Raw genomic sequence first — 17320 nt, 5'->3', positions numbered from 1 at the left:
GATTTAGATTACATCAACCTCAAAAAATAAACTTGCAGGTTCTTCCGGCCTTGTCGTATGTGGCGGATCATGTCCCCTTTTTTAGGAACATGCTGAATCGTAGTAATATACCCTATATTAATTTCCATTCGTTCTTCATTGAAGTATTCAATACGGAAGTTATGTTGACACCCGAAAAGACGGACCTTTCAGACACGTCAAAAGATATGTATGTACATTATCGAACTCTCTATACTTATGCCATCATTCTCTACTGGTTCAAAGAAGGAATGAAATCTTCTCCTGAATTGATTAGCCAGCAATATTGGGAACTTGTCAGCCAGAAACGTTATTATTGGATTTTTGGTTCATCAATTAAACCTAAGAATAAGGAAGTTCGCATCGATCGACGCGTCATTCGTACGAGACAAGCTTTGCAAGTAGCAATGATTGATTTGATTATGGAACAAGAAGACTATTCTAAATTAACAATTTCTGATATCACTCGCAGAAGTGATATCCGCCGTGCCACTTTTTATGACCACTATTCGAGTATTGAGGACTTGTTCAAAGCCACTATCCACAAAACCTGTTCGGATATCATCGGAATTCTGACACTTGATACAAAGCCTGAGACTTATACCATCGCACAAGCTGAAGATGTACTTATACAATTATTTTCCTATCTTTCGGAACATAGATCCATCATTCATTTCATTAATGGCAAGTATGGGGTCCCCGATTCCATTCCAGAAATCCTAAATGTGTTAAGTGACTTTTATTTAAGCCAACAAATTGATATCCATGCTGGAAAAGACATGTATGCCTATTATGTATCTGGTCTGATAGTCGGTCTTATCCTATACAGGCTACAAGAAGGAAAAAATCATTCTCCACATTATTTGGCAAAGGAGTTCATACAGTTCTTGGATTTGAAAAAATATAAAGTTCATATGTTTTAACCGAATTCTCTATTCTAATCGACAGCAATAGTTGAGCAGGGATAGAGTTTTTTCTCCAATAGTTCATTTTACCTCACAAAAAATCACTGCTTAGTAACGTGCTCCTTTATTTGCTTTTGATGAAAATATCCACCACGAAGTGAATTGTTAATACCCAATGTTCACTGGCAGTCAGGAGGTCAGCGATTTTTTTTTCAGCTTATACTTGAACTCCTTTGGTTCAAGTATTTGTGTAAGAAAATAAATTATTTACTTTCATATAAAAATTTCAATCTCCAAAGCAGCACGTTCGACGGGATGAATGGAAATAAAAAGTCACGGGTTCCAGCGAGTAAGCGGGAACGTATCTGTGTTGCAGCACCGATTTGATGAGAGAGTCTGATGACTTTTGCTGTATGTTTCAATCGTTTCTTTTCGTAGTAAGTCAATACTTTTTCCAATTCTTTATATTGCTTAAAGCCATTACTAAGTGCAAGGGCATCTTCTATTGCTTGTCCTGCTCCTTGTCCCATATTCGGTGTGGTGGCATGTGCTGCATCTCCTAATAGAATGACTCTGTCAAAAGAGAATTGACTGAGCGGCTTGATATCATAAATATCATGATGGAGAATATGTTCAGCAGTAGTACCACGAATGATGTCCGGTACGACCTTGGGAAAGTGATTAAACAAATCAGCTATTTCAGTAGGCTTGAGATTTTGATAGGTTGGGTTTCTTTCAGGTGTATTAATACATGCAAACCAATAGACCTGTCCATTTTTCAGAGGAGCCATTCCGAATCGACCTTTCGTGGACCAAAGTTCTGTCGATGTGTATTCGATTACTCTTCCCTTATTTTCAGTCATGCCTCTCCAACATGTATACCCGGCATACCGAGGTGTGGATCCTGGTATAAGCTGCTGGCGGATAGGAGAATGGATTCCATCAGCAGCAATGAGGAAGTCAGCAGTTGCGGTCGTACCGTCTTCAAAAAAGGCGTATACCTTGTCTTGTTTTTGTTCAATAGATACACATTTCTTTTTATAGTATATTGTGTTAGGTTCTAAAGCTTCCAATAAAGTCCGGTGTAAATCCACTCGATGAATCGTAATATTTTCTTGGTCAAATTTCTCCTTTAATTTACTAAAATCAATTGAATTTAACGTTCGACCCTGTGCATTTTGAAAAAGCTGTGAATGCAGCACATAACCTTTAGCAACTATCTCTTTTCCCACCCCAATCTCCATCAACGCCTGCATAGCGTTCGAACCTAACCCTATTCCAGCGCCCACAGGTTGGAAAGAAGCAGCTGCCTCATACACTTGAACGGATAACCCCTGCTTTTGTAGAGAAACGGCTGTACATAGTCCTCCAATACCACCGCCGATAATGATAATGTTCATTCGTTCATCCCTCCTATTACTACTAGTTTAGCAATTTTTTTGTTTTTTGTTTAATCGTACTTTAAATTCTTTGAGTAAAATCCATTTTTTATAACGTTCATACAAAAGACAATTTTTATCAATCTATAATGAATTTTACATGGTAAGATTCAGTTATAAATAGTTTGTGAAAACATTCACAAACTTGGAATGGAGGGTTAACATGTCAACTAAATTAAACGTCATTCAGGAAAAACAACCTGTCACCCCTATGATTGATGAATTAGTCGCTAATGGATTATCCGCTCTGAAAGAATTCAGTCATTTTTCTCAGGAAATGATTGATGAAATAGTTAAAGAAATGGCTCTTGCAGGTATGGATCAGCATATGCAACTTGCGAAAATGGCTTTTGAGGAAACGAAAAGAGGCGTTTATGAAGATAAAATTATCAAGAATATGTTCGCTACCGAGTTTGTATACCATAATATTAAATACGATAAAACGGTTGGAATTATTAATGAAGATACCAATGAGGGAATAATCGAAATTGCTGAACCAGTGGGCGTCATTGCTGGTGTTACACCTGTAACAAATCCTACTTCAACAACGATGTTTAAGGCATTAATCTCGATCAAAACCAGGAACCCTATTATCTTTGCCTTCCACCCCTCTGCACAGAAGAGCAGTAGTGAAGCCGCAAGAATTCTTCGGGATGCTGCGGTTAAAGCAGGAGCGCCTGAGAACTGTATTCAGTGGATTGAAAAACCGTCAATCGATGCTACTCAAGGTCTTATGAACCATCCGAAGATTTCATTAATATTAGCAACTGGTGGTTCAGGAATGGTCAAAGCTGCTTACAGTTCAGGAAAACCGGCTCTTGGAGTTGGACCTGGTAATGTTCCTTGTTATATTGAAAAGACGGCAAACGTTCTTCAAGCAGTAAATGATTTAATTCTTTCAAAGACGTTCGACAATGGGATGATTTGTGCCTCAGAACAAGCGGTGATTATCGATAAAGAAATATATTCTGAGGTCAAACAAGAACTAACATCAAATAATTGCTACTTTTTAACTCCAGAAGAACGACAAAAGGTAGAAACATTAGTCATTAATGAACAAAGCTGTGCTGTTAATGCAGCCATTGTCGGTATGCCTGCTTTCAAAATTGCTGAAATGGCTGGTGTGTCGGTACCAACACATACGAAAATTCTGATTGCCGAGCTAGAAGGAGTAGGGCCGCAATTTCCTTTATCCCGGGAAAAATTAAGTCCAGTACTTGCCTGTTACAAAGTTAATAGTCTAGAAGAAGGCTTAACTCGATCAGAGGAAATGCTAATGTTTGGCGGAACAGGCCACTCAGCCGTCATTCATACTACAAATGATACTGTCATTAAGGAATTTGGCTTACGAATGAAAGCCGGCCGGATTATCGTTAATGCACCGTCTTCACAAGGTGCAATTGGTGATCTTTACAATGCCTATATGCCGTCACTTACTCTTGGCTGCGGTACGTATGGAGGCAATTCGGTGTCAACAAACGTTGGAGCGATAAACTTAATTAATATAAAAAAGGTAGCGAGAAGGAATAACAATATGCAATGGTTCAAGGTCCCTTCCAAAATTTATTTCGAAAAAAATTCAGTTCAGTACCTTGCCAAAATGCCGAATATCACTAAGGCGTTGATTGTTACTGATCCTGCAATGGTAGAGTTAGGATACGTAGATAAAGTGCTTTATTACCTAAGAAAACGTCCAGATTATATCCACTGCCAGATTTTTTCAGAAGTGGAACCAGATCCTTCTCTCGATACTGTTGAAAAAGGCGCAGAAATGATGGATAAATTCCAACCCGATGTCATTATCGCTCTTGGTGGTGGATCTGTAATGGATGCCGCTAAAGGGATGCAGTTGTTCTTTGAATATCCTGAAATGGAATTCTTCGGCATTAAACAAAAATTCCTAGATATTCGTAAGCGGATTGTTAAGTACCCGAAACTAGGTGTTAACGCTCAATTTGTTGCGATTCCGACGACATCTGGTACGGGTTCTGAAGTTACCTCTTTCGCCGTTATTACAGACAAAGATGCCAATATTAAATACCCATTAGCGGATTACGAGCTGACACCTGATGTCGCGATTATTGACCCACAGTTTGTCATGACGGTTCCTAAGGTCATTACCGCTGATACTGGGATGGATGTTCTTACACATGCCATTGAATCCTATGTATCATGTATGGCAAATGATTATACTGACGGACTGGCCATAAAAGCCATCCAGCTAATCTTTGACTATCTGCCTAAAGCCTACAATGATGGAAGCGACGAGTTAGCACGTGAGAAAGTGCATAATGCTTCCACAATTGCCGGCATGGCCTTTGCGAATGCATTCTTAGGTATTAATCATAGTCTAGCCCACAAGCTTGGACCTGAATTCAATATCGCCCACGGACGAGCTAATGCGGTTTTATTACCGCATGTTATTCGCTATAATGCGACAAAACCAACTAAATTCACAGCGTTCCCAAAATATAACCACTTCATTGCTGACAAGCGCTATGCAGAAATAGCCAAGATGCTTGGACTTCCTGCACGTACAACAGAAGAAGGAGTGGAAAGTCTTATACAAGCGATTATAAAATTAGCCAAAGAGATGAATATTCCGATGAGTATTGAAAAGAATGGCGTCGATCTAGCTGATTTCGAAAGGAAGGTTGACTATTTAGCCGATCGGGCATTTGAAGATCAGTGCACAACGGCTAATCCAAAACTTCCCCTTGTAACCGAGTTAGTCGAGGTTTACCGTCAAGCCTTTAAAGGCGTCTAATCTTTAGAGAATAAAGAGTCAGGGATGACGATCCCTGACTCTTTTTGTTATCTAGAATGATAGGTAATAAGTATATTTTTAACAAATATGGTCAAATCTTATTGATTGAAATTCTTTAACCAGAGCCGATATAACTATGTACATTATCAGACTTGTCATACAAGTAGGACATAGGATCCTTTTCTAACAAAAAGTTAAGATATAAATATTTCCACCTCATCCATGAATAGTATTGCCCTTACGTTAGATTTTTCCCAAGGAGTTTCAAATGTTTTGTGAAGTCACCTGAGATAAATACATAATAAGAAAGTAGAGGATTTTAAAATGAAGTGGTTTAAAAATTTGAAGACATCGGTGAAATTAATTAGTGCCTTTGTAGTAATGGCTTTTATCTTAGGTATAGTTGGGATTTACGGACTGTATAATTTGGAGAAATCAGATCAAAATCTTGATTTCATGTATACTGAGCGTGTCATTCCGATAAGCACATTAGGTAGGATTGAAACAAATTATCAGCGTATACGTGTAAACATACGCGATTTAGTTTTTGTCGCTAAAACGCCTGAAGCTAAGGATGAGTACCAAGCAATTATAAGAGAAATTCAGAAGGAAATTGACTCTGATATAACGTTGTATTCAAGCGGTTATCTTATAGACGAAGAAAAAAAGATTCTTAAAAACCTAGATTCAGCTTTTACTGACTATTACGCTATCCTAGATGAAGCAATAAAATTAGGGTATGCAAATGATTTGAAAGGTTATCAAGCAATCGCACCTGAATTCAAAGCAAAAGGAGATAAAGCTCAGAATTTTATAAAAGACCTTAGTGCTTTCAATGTCGAAAAGGCTGAACAGTCAAATCTTGATTCAACAGAAGCATACACCTCTACTAGAACCACAACAAGTATCATATTAATCATTTCGTTCTTTTTTAGCATTGGTTTTGGATATCTAATTTCTCAACTGATTGTAAAACCGCTTAAAGAGGTAGTTGATTTAGTAGGTAAAGTAGCTGAAGGTGACTTTACGGTGTCCACTACGATCGACACTAAAGATGAAGTAGGCGTTCTAGCTAAATCCATTCAAGCGATGACCGCCAGTCTTAGAAAAACAACCAAGAGTATTTTACAATCAGCAGAGAGTGTAGCAGCTTCAGCTCAGGAAATATCAGCTACAACTGAAGAAGTGGCAAGTAGTGCTTCAACTCAGGCGAATGACGCTCAAATAATCACCCAGGTATTTACAGAAATTGCAAATGGCGCAGATGTTCAAGCGAATGATGCCAAAAAAATGTTTAGCTTATTTAAAGAGTTGAACATCGTCATTGATACAGTTGCTAAAACAGCTCAAGAAACTGCATTCATTGGACAGTCCCTATCCATTGAATCTCAGAATGGACGCGAGATTGTTAAACACTCCATTGATGGTATGACCACAGTAAGAGAGCACATGTCTATCCTTGAACAGGATACTAGTAAAATTGGGGAAATTATAAAGGTTATTGAAGATATATCTAACCAGACGAATCTTTTAGCATTAAATGCAGCGATTGAGGCCGCACGTGCAGGAGAACAGGGCAAAGGTTTTGCTGTTGTGGCAAATGAAGTGAAGAGTTTAGCGGAGAAAAGTAGAGAATCAACTAAAGAAATACATGACATTATTCAAGGCATTCAAGCCAGCACTAAAAGCAGTGTTTCGGCCGTACAATATGGGGTGGATCACTCTATTAAAACAGGTGCTGCCTTCGAGTCGATTGCAAAGATGGTAGTACAGGCTTCAAATAAAACAGCCGAAATTGAGTTAGCTAGTCAAAAGCAGTCTGAACAATCAAAAGCAGTGATGAAGTCTATTGAGAGTATTACTTCTGCAAGTGAGCAGCAGTCCGTACACTCAATTGAGGCGATGAGATCAATCGAAAGTATCGCAACAGCTAGTGAAGAAGCTGCAGCAGCTAGTGAAGAAACTGCTGCAACATCGCAAACATTAGCTAGCTTGGCTGAAGATCTTAATACTTCAGTAGCAATCTTTAAAGTTTAAAATTTAGCGCTAGCCGTTATAAAAGGGACCTTCTAATAGAAGGACCCTTTAATATTATCTGAACTCATATCATTAAGAGTCTCATTCAGTGGCAGCCTTTAGAATGATAAATCTTTACTGAATCATACATTAATTCTACTTTAGCTTCCTCCCTCTGCTGGAATCAAAGGCCACACTAATTCCTCTGTAGCTATATCGAATGGCCATACTAACTTTTCCGTCCCGTCCTTCACCTGCAGCAACACATTGGATGCCGATTTATTTTGCTGCGTATCTTGATCAAACCTCACTCCGTTCCAAGGCATGATGAGTGAGTCAGCCGGATAATCAGTGGCCAATAAGGCTTTCCGGATTTTGTCTGAATCAATTGATTCAGCTCGGTTGATAGCATCAGCTAGTACGAGCATTCCTGTTATAGCATGAGGTGTGTAACCTGATAGTTCTTCACCTGTCTCTGCTTTATATAAGGCATTCACTTTGTTAATCAATGGTTTCCCAAGTAACTCTTTACTCCATCCTGCACTTACCAGCAACCCCTCAGCTTCTTTCCCCAAGGTTTCTTCACTAGTCTCCAGTCCACTGCTCATTCCAATCATGGCATTGGGTGAATAGCTTTGTTGGTTTGCAGTCTGGCGAAATTGAATGGCGGAACGTAAGGTCGTCATCGTAATCACATCTGGATCAGCCTCTTTTAGTTTTAACGCCCCAAAGTTCAACTGATTACTATCTAGACGATCTGATACTACTTCTCGTCCACTTTTTTCGGCCAGCCGGTTTTGTGCATCAGCGAAATCCTGACTGACTTCAGATTGATCATGAAGAAAAGCAATCGATTTTACTGCATGATCTTCATCCAGCTGAGTAAAGAAATCAAAGACCCCCATAGCAGCCAATTCATTATCTGCATTGGTTCGAAAAAACCATTTATAGCCCCGTTCCGTTAAATGATGGGAAGTGGATTCCGCATTTAAGAAGGGGATACCATACCGTTCTGTAGTCTGAGATGCGGCAGCCGTATTGGAACTATCATACGCACCAATGATAGCCGCTGCTTTTTCTTCCGTTATTAGTTTTTCCGCTTTAGCCACAGCCTCTTTAGGTGACCCTTCTGAATCTACTATAATCAGTTCTATTTTAGCTCCGCCCAGATTAGGAAGCCCTTCACCTTTAGCCAACGGAATGGCTAAGTCATATTTTTCATTTATTAACTTGGCCGCAAATTCAATTCCTTTTACTTGATTTTTTCCTGCATGTTCCATATCGCCAGATGTAGGATACATAACGCCGATTTTAATGGTTTTCGGGTGTTGCATGGTAGTACTTGTACTATTACTTAAGCAACCTGATAAACTAACACTCAAGCAAATAATACATCCTAAATAGAATGTTAACGTTTTTTTTCGCATCTTATATCCTCCTAAAAATATACAAACTCTAACAAAAGTATATTGGTAAAATTAGGATAAGACAACGTTTTATATTTCTACTAGTAACTTAACAAATATCATATGTATAATAGAACGACAGGAAGGAGTTGGTAATTTGAATAAAAGACAAATCACAAAAAAACAATATGACTTTCTAGAACATGAACTAAAATACCTTAAAAAAGAACAGTTTATCGAAGAAAAGGAATCAGATCGGATTTTATCAATCTACCAGGTCAAAAATGTCCCATTCATCACTGTACTAGCAGCAATTGGAGCTCTTTTGATTGGTTTAGGCGTTTTAATGTTTGTGGCAAGCAATTGGATGTACCTGACTAAACCAGTTAAGCTGGTTATCATTATTCTGCTTTTGATATTGGTCAATACGGCCGGGGTTTTTGTTTCGAAGGAATTTCCTAAAACCGCAAGAAGCCTTCATTATATTGGGATCTTAGTATTTGGAGCTGGTATTTTTCTAATAGAACAAATGTTTAACATTAGTATTAATTTTAACAATTCATTTTTATTATGGGCAATTGGGACAATCATTATTGGCTGGTATTTAAAAGATACTGCGGTTTTATTGTTTACTACTATCCTGCTTTTTATCTATATCAATGGCAGTATGTTCCTAGATGAAAAATCTTATCCGCTTGCTATTCTTCTATTTTTACCATCTTTATATGTTTTACTAAGAGGATTTTCCTACCCTGTTACCCTTACCTTTTTCATCAATGCCTTATCCATAAACACCTTTGTGTTATTCCTTCTAGAATTTGTTCCAAAATTGTCACCTGACCATTCTGCTACTATCATCTCAGGCATATTGTTTATCATGGGTATTTTTCTCATATACATCCCGCTTCCATTAAGAGCAGAAAGAGTGACTCGTATTCAAGGACATATACTCCATGGTATCACGGCTATTATCTTAACCTTTGACTTTGGTCTCTGGTTTTCTCTCTTCTACTTCATCTTTCTTCTTTACCTCATTCAAAAAGGCAGTTTAACAAGTATTGTGATCATTTGTGCATTGATCTTCAGATATTATCTAAATTCTTTAGAATTCCTGCCCACATCCTTCACCTTTATTATTGGTGGAATCATTCTTTTAGGCTTTGGCTTCTTTTTTGAAAAGCAGCGAAAAAAAAGGGGAGGAAACTATTGAAAAATAATCGTTTTCTTCGACCGCTTATTGTCTTTTCTATACCCGTTTTGATTCTCGTACTTCTAGCCGCCCCTCATGTATGGACGACAGTTACTGGTAATGAGATCCACTTAAAGACCGTTCCAGTCGACCCAACAGATCTATTTCGTGGAAGCTATGTGGATTTACACTATGAAATAGAATCGGTGGATAGCAGTTTGCTCGATGACTCTGCCCGTTCATTACTAATAAACAAGAACAGGGGAGATTACAAAAACGTATATGTTCAGCTGCAGCAAAACAACACCGGCCTTTATGAAGCCGCTTTAGTAACGCTAGAAAAGCCTCACAAAGGAACCTATCTTAAAGGACGTTTACACATACCCTACGATACAACAAATTCATCTCTCCAAATTAAATACGGCTTAGATAATTTTTATGCGGCTTCGGACAAAGCAAAAGAGATGGAAGCAGCGGCGGCTGGTCATGCACCAGTAGCTATGGTAAAAGTTAAAAATGGAAATGCAGTATTAATGACAATTTCTTTTAAATAAAAAGGATTTACTTTTTCGGCTGTCAAGAACTCCTAGACAGTCTTTTTTTCATGATTTTTATACAATAACTATTTTCACTGACAATGATTCCTTAAAGCTCCATAATATTTAGCAGATTCTGCTAGATTCAGACACATCCCCCCCTGTTCTGCCAGACTCTAAACAACATTAGTACTATCATAATCTCTTTTCAGTATGTTTTAATTATTATTGTCTTCCCTTAGAATATCTGTTATTTTAATATATGAATATTTTAAAAAAACACAACAGGAAAGGTCAACTATATCCCGTGATTAAAGAATGGAACCTCCTAAGAGTAATTGCCTGTTTATGTATCGTTTTTTTACACAGTACTACTTTAAATTCAAGACATGCAGGCCATCCGGAAATTGACTATTACGATGTGTTTCGGGCCATAATATGTTTCGCCACACCGACCTTCATCGTCTTATCCGAAATAATCTTGGCTAACCGCTATCCAGATAGATTACCAAATCAATTTTGGCAAAAACGATTAAAGTTTATTTTCCTGCCCTTCGTATCCTTTGCCATTATCGATGCTTTGAATGCTAAATACTTTAACCCTAACGTCTTTCTTGAACTTAAAATCTTCAATAATATTGTAATGGGTACCTTTATAGGGTATTTCATTTTCATTATTTTTCAATTTTATGTTCTACATTATCTAGTTGTACGTTTTAAGCCATCAATGAAGTGGTTACTTCCGGTCAGTCTTCTCACAATGGCTGTTCATTTAAGTTTTATGAAAATGAATATTCCTTTTGTACATGAACATCAAGCGCTTCTAAAATTACCATTCACCGCATGGTTCGGCTACTTTACAATTGCTTATATCATTGGAAAACACTATAAGAAACTACAGCAGGAGTTATTGACCTATAGATGGTTGACACTCATTCTGGCTGCTTTATCTGTACTCTATTTCTATTTTTCATTTGAATCAGGAAATGCACGAATCAATTCATTAAGATTGGATTTATTCCCCGTTGTCTTGTCATTTTCCGCAGTCATTTTGGCCTGGGGACAGCTCATTCCTAATTTCCGTATCATTCAATTCATTAGTAACTATTCTTTTGGAATTTACCTGCTGCACTGGCAAGTACTAAGACACCTCGCTCCCTATACGGTTACATGGTTCAACCATACCAGCACCCGAGTTCTCGCCTTATTTCTCATGGGACTAGTTATAAGTGTAACCATAATTAAATTGATTTCTTTATTACCATTTGGTTCAATGATTGTTGGAAACATAAAAAAATTATCTCCAAAATTAAAACAAACACGTGACACTGCACAAGTTGTTGCATAAAGTATGTACGACCTATACAAAAGAGGACTTCGGTACAATGACCGAGGTCCTCTTTTTTCTAAATTGATGATTCTCATAATTCACACATAGAACAGAAGAAGGTTTTAGGCTATACTTTAGGAAAGCAGTAAACGGTGGTGAATAGTTTGTTTAAACTTTTATTAATTGAAGATGATACAACTCTTTTTAATGAGATTGAAGAACGATTAACGCAATGGTCCTATGAAGTGTTTGGTATACATAATTTTAATAAAGTTCTTCAGGAATTTACCGAGTATAAGCCTGACCTTGTCATTATTGATATTCAGCTGCCCAAGTTCGATGGATTTCATTGGTGTCGGATGATTCGCGCTCATTCCAATGTTCCAATTATCTTTTTATCTTCACGAGATCACCCCACCGATATTGTCATGTCAATGCAGCTGGGGGCAGATGATTTTATCCAGAAACCTTTTCATTTTGATGTGCTTATTGCCAAGATTCAAGCCATTCTTCGTCGTGTTTATAACTACAATACAGATAAAATAGAACTCAAGACGTGGTGCGGTGCTGCCGTGGATTACGAAAGTAATATCGTCACTCTGGGAACGAATTCAATCGAGTTGACGAAAAATGAAATGTTTATCTTAAAAAAATTAATTGATCAAAAAAATAAAATTGTTAGTCGAGATGAATTGATGAACAGTTTATGGGACGATAAACGCTTTGTCAGTGATAACACCCTGACAGTTAATGTTAATCGGTTACGAAAAAAACTAGATGAGATTGACTTAGGCCGTTTTATTGAAACAAAAGTTGGACAAGGTTATATAGCGGTTGAAGAGGCAGAAGGATGATAAGGAAATACTTGCTGGAAAGAGCCAGCTGGATTCTCTTTTTCCTATTTCTCCAGCTTTCTACCCTCTTTGTTACTTATCTTGATTCAGCCATTCCATTAACAGCTGTTCTCTATATTGTTGTTTTAACCACACTTATGTTTTGTCTCTTTCTATATATCCGTTATAAAAAAGAAACACGATTTTATAAAAGCTTGGCAGAACGAGAAGATAATCTAGATCTCACAAATATCCCTGAGCCCGGGAGTCCCTTTGAAAAAATCATCGAAGAAAGTATTAACAATCAATCCGAATTACTGAAAGAATTAGTGACAAAAAGTCAAATAAGTCTAGAACAAGAGAAAGATGACCTGCTGACTTGGATTCATGAAGTGAAGACTCCGTTAACGGCTATGCGTTTAATGATTGACCGCTTAGAAAAAGGATCACTCAAAACTCATTTAACGTATGAATGGCTCCGCATCCACCTTTTGCTGGACCAACAGCTTCATAATAGAAGGATATTGTTTATTGAAAATGATTTGCATATTGATCGACTTAGCTTGGAAACGATTATATTTGACGAGATAAAAATGCTTCAATCATGGTGTATTCAAAAAGGAATTGGTTTTGATCTTAACTTAGCTACAACTGAAGTGCTTAGTGATGCGAAATGGCTGGCTTTTATCATTAGACAGCTTTTAACCAACTCTATTAAATACAGTGACGCTTCTGACATTGTACTGACAAGCTTTCAGCAAGATGGTCATGCTGTACTTGAGGTAAAGGATTATGGGCGTGGAATTAATCCAAAAGATTTACCACGTATTTTTGAAAAAGGCTTTACCTCAACTACAAATCATCGGGATACTGCTGCAACAGGAATGGGCCTGTATCTAACCCATAAAGCAGCAAAGTCCCTCTTAATTCGGATTGATGTTCAATCAACACTTGAAGAGGGTACATCCTTTACTCTTACTTTTCCCCAAAAAAATGAATTTGTGAATATCTTAAGCATGTGACAGAATTGTCACATGCTTTTCCATTTTGTTCGGACAATCGAAGGAAAAGAATTCCCAACCCTTTTATACTTAGGACATAGAAAAAAAGGAGTGAGCGTAGATGACTATTTTAGATGCAAAGAAAATCCATAAAAGCTTTGGAAACAAATTCAATAAACAAGAAGTGTTAAAGGGAATAGACCTTAGTATACAAAAAGGGGAATTCGTTAGTATTATGGGGGCTTCCGGTTCAGGAAAAACAACTTTGCTCAATGTCCTTTCCTCCATTGATAAAATCAGCTCAGGAACGATTATGATTGAAGGAAAAGAAATGACGAGTATGAAAGAAAAGAAATTAGCGGAGTTTCGTAAGAATCATCTTGGTTTTATTTTTCAAGAATACAACCTATTAGACACATTGACCGTCAAAGAGAATATTCTTTTACCCTTATCCATCACCAAGACGCCAAAGAAGGAAGCTAATCAGCTCTTTGATGCTCTTGCCAAGGAATTAGGAATCCTTGAGTTAAGTAATAAATACCCAAGTGAAATATCCGGCGGTCAAAAACAGCGGACCTCTGCGGCACGCGCCTTTATTCACAAGCCTAGTATTATCTTCGCGGATGAACCCACTGGTGCATTAGATTCTAAATCCGCAACAGATTTGTTAAATAAAATGAGTGAGTTAAATCAAAAAAGAAAAGCTACCATCCTTATGGTCACTCACGACCCTGTCGCAGCTAGTTACTGCAGCCGAGTCATTTTTATTAAGGATGGACAAATTTATACCCAGTTAATGAAAGGGGAAGAAACTAGACAGACATTCTTTAAAGATATCTTAAAAACCCAGGGCGTACTTGGAGGGGTGCAAAATGAGCATTAATCACCTCATTTTTCGAAATCTGAAAAAAACCTAAAAACTATACGCTCTATGTCTTTGCGCTAATCTTTAGTACCTCTCTTTACTTCGCCTTTGTTACACTGCAATTTGACCCTTCCATGGATGAGGCAAAAGGCACAATCAAAGGCAGCGCTGCCATCAGGGTTGCATCTTATTTACTTGTCACGATTGTTTCCATATTTCTTTTATATGCGAACACCATCTTTATCAAACGGCGAAGTAAAGAAATCGGCTTATTTCAATTAATCGGAATGACAAAGGGGAAAATCTTCCGGATCCTTAGCATAGAGAATTTTATTCTTTATTCCGGTTCTGTTATCCTTGGAATTTTTGGAGGATTAGTCGGTTCTAAATTAATTCTGATGATTTTATTCAAAGTCACAGGCGTTCAATCGATTGCAGCCCTTCAATTTTCATCTCAAGCAGTTAGTCAAACATTGGTCGTTTTTGGGGTTATCTATCTGTTGATTATGCTCATGAATTACAGATTTATTAAAAGACAAAGTATTTTATCGTTATTTAACGTAAAAGCAAAAACAGAAGAAAAGGTGAAGAAGGTTTCCTTTGTTGAAATAACAATTGGGATAGTCGGCATCCTCTTCATTATTTCTGGTTATTATGTGTCATCTCAATTATTTACAAGTGACTTCTCCACGGCGTCTGAATTTTTTATGGCTATGAGTTTTATATTGGGATCTGTTATTATCGGTACTTACCTATTTTATAAAGGATCTGTCAGCTTTATCTTTAATATTGTTCGAAAAAATAAAAACGGATATTTATCCATTAATGAAGTGCTTTCCCTTTCTTCAATCATGTTCCGAATGAAATCAAATAGTTTATTGTTAACTATAATCACGACTGTGTCTGCTCTTGCCATTGGGCTTTTATCATTAACCTATATCTCTTATTACTCGGCTGAAAAAGTGGCTGTATCTAATGTACCTTCAGATTTCTCCCTTGATAATGTCCAGAATGCTGACATGGTAAAAGAGACATTCACAATAAACCATATTGATTTTACAGCTCATGAAATTTAAGTCATCAATGCATCTGTCAATATAAAAGGGATATTGGATTCCAATGCTGGACCATTAGCATTGGACATTAACCCAACTAGATTAACCATGCCAATAGTTAGCGATCGAGCTATTAAAGGAGTAGATGTGACTGAGAATGAAGTCCTATTCAGCGGTTACAGCAGTATGCTTCAAGAGCTGATGCAATTTAAAGATTCCGGAATGATAGAACTTAAAGGTCAGACTGAAGTCATTCCACAGACCTATCTTGGTTTAAGAGATAAAACCCTTCTTTCCTCTAGTTTTACGAACTTTAATGTCCCTGTGGTTATTATTGTTGACCAAACGGTATACGAACGTTTGAAAAAAGATAGTGATCCTGAGGATCAACCACCTTCCAATACCTATATTGGGATTGATATTAACGATAAAGAAAAACTTGAAGAAGCAAATCAATTATTCTCTAAACTTCCGATTGAAGATCCAACCTACTCTTCTCAACTACAAGTGAAGAATGACCAAAAAATGAGTTTGGGTCTAATCATGTTCATCGTCGGATTCTTAGGATTAACTTTCTTAATTACCTCTGGATGTATCCTTTACTTTAAACAGATGGACGAAAGCCAAGAAGAAATGGGCAATTACACGATTCTGAGAAAGCTAGGATTTACCCAAGGTGATTTAATTAGAGGTATCCAGTTTAAACAACTCTTTAACTTCGGGATTCCGCTTATCGTCGGTTTGCTTCATAGTTACTTCGCCGTACAATCAGGATGGTTTTTATTCGGTACAGAGGTGTGGACACCTATGATTATTGTTATGGTCCTATACACAGGGTTATACTCCATATTCGGCATCCTCTCTGTTCTTCATTATAAAAAGGTAATCAAAGATTCTCTCTAAATCAAAAAAGCTCCAAGCCTAAATGGCTCTGGAGCTTTTTAATTACTTTTATAATAAGAGCCCGTTTTTTTCTTTCTTCGTAAAAGAATAAGAGTAAAGAATAGCAGCCCGATTATAATAAACATCAAATAATAAATAATCATAGTATCAGTTGTCAGGACTTGATAGATATCCAAAGGTTCTATTTTCTGCAGAGAGACCTCATAGGGGTTTTCTTCTGTATACGAAATCGCTATAGAATGACTATATCGATTATAGGTATGGCTCGTCACTCTCTTTGTTAAATAAAGTGCCTCATTATTATGGTTGTGAAACTTTAGCGTTAAATAGTATGAATTACTTCCTTTATGATTAATAATTTTATACTTGTCAGTTATAAACGCTCTAGTCTCTACTTTATTTTCTGCTGTATAGTTTTCATAAGACTTCTCTAACATGTTTCCAAAATGAAAAACACCATAAAGAAGAGGAATGGTAACAGCACTCCATATAAGGATAGTTAACGGTAGTTTAAGAAACTTCGAATCCAGCGCATGCTCAAAAAATCTACTTACAGCCTTGATCTTATTTAACCAAAATAGGAGAAAGCCTACTGGATAAATGGCTGCTAAACTGAATACTAAATAAAAGGAATAAGATTCTTCATCAAGATCCTCTTTTGTCCTAAATTTCCCATTAAGGTTAAACCCTTCAATGGAATCATTAATTGTCAATTTATTAAAAACATCCTTTGAGACACTAGCGAATTCCTCATTGCTTAATGTTAAAACGGATTGATTAATGATAGCTGGTTTAAGCAGCGCATAATAATTAATCCCGCCAAAAAGATCTTGAACGACTGTCTTACCATAGACCTTTGCCGTCATATGCTGATTATCCTGGTCTTTCATCTCTATAAATTCTTTTCCATTTTCATACATAGCTTGAAGGACAAAAACAAAGATGACAATACCGAGAAGATAGCTTCCAACCCGTTTCATATTCCACACCCCTCCGAAGAGAAACCTAATATATGGTAGTTAAATCATACTACAGAAGGGGTGTTCAGCCAAGGTGG

At 37.2% G+C, this 17320-nt stretch carries 12 protein-coding genes and 1 pseudogene; 10 read left to right on the top strand and 3 right to left on the bottom strand.

The annotated features are described in order from the left end of the window. A partial coding sequence (locus WYK_RS09935; protein ID WP_040374348.1) for a TetR/AcrR family transcriptional regulator C-terminal domain-containing protein occupies window positions 1-941 on the top strand: 941 nt, incomplete at its 5' end. A 245-nt stretch (window positions 942-1186) separates the two neighbouring features. Here the strand turns inward: WYK_RS09935 and WYK_RS09930 are convergent. Continuing rightward, window positions 1187-2323: an FAD-dependent monooxygenase gene (locus WYK_RS09930; RefSeq protein ID WP_040374340.1), complete on the bottom strand. Its 1137-nt coding sequence runs from the start codon at window positions 2321-2323 to the stop codon at window positions 1187-1189. Between the two features lie 202 nt (window positions 2324-2525). On the opposite strand from WYK_RS09930, the gene adhE reads away from it, so the two are divergent. Both adhE and WYK_RS09920 read left to right on the top strand, forming a co-directional pair. After that, entirely contained in the window at window positions 2526-5129 is a 2604-nt protein-coding gene (gene adhE / locus WYK_RS09925) for a bifunctional acetaldehyde-CoA/alcohol dehydrogenase (RefSeq protein WP_040374339.1), read from the top strand. Window positions 5130-5453: 324 nt separating this feature from the next. Continuing rightward, window positions 5454-7166: a methyl-accepting chemotaxis protein gene (locus tag WYK_RS09920; protein ID WP_040374338.1), complete on the top strand. Its 1713-nt coding sequence runs from the start codon at window positions 5454-5456 to the stop codon at window positions 7164-7166. Window positions 7167-7306: 140 nt separating this feature from the next. On the opposite strand, the gene WYK_RS09915 is transcribed toward WYK_RS09920, so the two are convergent. After that, the gene (locus tag WYK_RS09915) at window positions 7307-8572 is read right to left on the bottom strand and encodes an ABC transporter substrate-binding protein (protein ID WP_040374337.1); all 1266 of its coding nucleotides are present in this window, start codon (window positions 8570-8572) and stop codon (window positions 7307-7309) included. A gap of 136 nt (window positions 8573-8708) precedes the next feature. Here WYK_RS09915 and WYK_RS09910 point away from each other — a divergent pair, with 136 nt between their 5' ends. From WYK_RS09910 to WYK_RS09880, 7 genes and pseudogenes are all read left to right on the top strand, one after another. Next, a complete protein-coding gene (locus WYK_RS09910) occupies window positions 8709-9761 on the top strand; it encodes a DUF2157 domain-containing protein (RefSeq protein WP_040374336.1) in 1053 nt (350 codons plus the stop codon). Next, complete coding sequence (locus WYK_RS23300; RefSeq protein WP_051387420.1) at window positions 9758-10294, top strand: GDYXXLXY domain-containing protein; 537 nt, start codon at window positions 9758-9760, stop codon at window positions 10292-10294. The genes WYK_RS09910 and WYK_RS23300 overlap by 4 nt, the downstream gene beginning before the upstream one ends. 289 nt (window positions 10295-10583) lie before the next feature. Then, on the top strand, window positions 10584-11624 hold the full coding sequence (locus WYK_RS09900; RefSeq protein ID WP_040374335.1) for an acyltransferase family protein: 1041 nt from the start codon (window positions 10584-10586) through the stop codon (window positions 11622-11624). A 146-nt stretch (window positions 11625-11770) separates the two neighbouring features. After that, the gene (locus WYK_RS09895; RefSeq protein ID WP_040374334.1) at window positions 11771-12460 is read left to right on the top strand and encodes a response regulator transcription factor; all 690 of its coding nucleotides are present in this window, start codon (window positions 11771-11773) and stop codon (window positions 12458-12460) included. Then, window positions 12457-13461, top strand: a complete 1005-nt coding sequence (locus WYK_RS09890) for a sensor histidine kinase (protein ID WP_040374333.1) — start codon at window positions 12457-12459, stop codon at window positions 13459-13461. Before WYK_RS09895 ends, WYK_RS09890 begins: the two co-directional genes overlap by 4 nt. 100 nt (window positions 13462-13561) lie before the next feature. Continuing rightward, a complete protein-coding gene (locus WYK_RS09885) occupies window positions 13562-14323 on the top strand; it encodes an ABC transporter ATP-binding protein (protein WP_040374332.1) in 762 nt (253 codons plus the stop codon). Beyond that, window positions 14313-16263: pseudogene (locus WYK_RS09880) on the top strand (FtsX-like permease family protein). The gene WYK_RS09885 and the pseudogene WYK_RS09880 overlap by 11 nt, the downstream one beginning before the upstream one ends. Before the next feature lie 38 nt (window positions 16264-16301). Here the strand turns inward: WYK_RS09880 and WYK_RS09875 are convergent. After that, a complete protein-coding gene (locus tag WYK_RS09875; protein WP_040374331.1) occupies window positions 16302-17243 on the bottom strand; it encodes a hypothetical protein in 942 nt (313 codons plus the stop codon). Window positions 17244-17320: the final 77 nt, after the last annotated feature.

This window comes from Peribacillus psychrosaccharolyticus ATCC 23296 (assembly GCF_000305495.1).
Lineage (GTDB): Bacteria > Bacillota > Bacilli > Bacillales > DSM-1321 > Peribacillus > Peribacillus psychrosaccharolyticus.
Note: the sequence above shows the minus strand (reverse complement) of the source record. Positions and strands in the feature narration are given on the sequence as shown.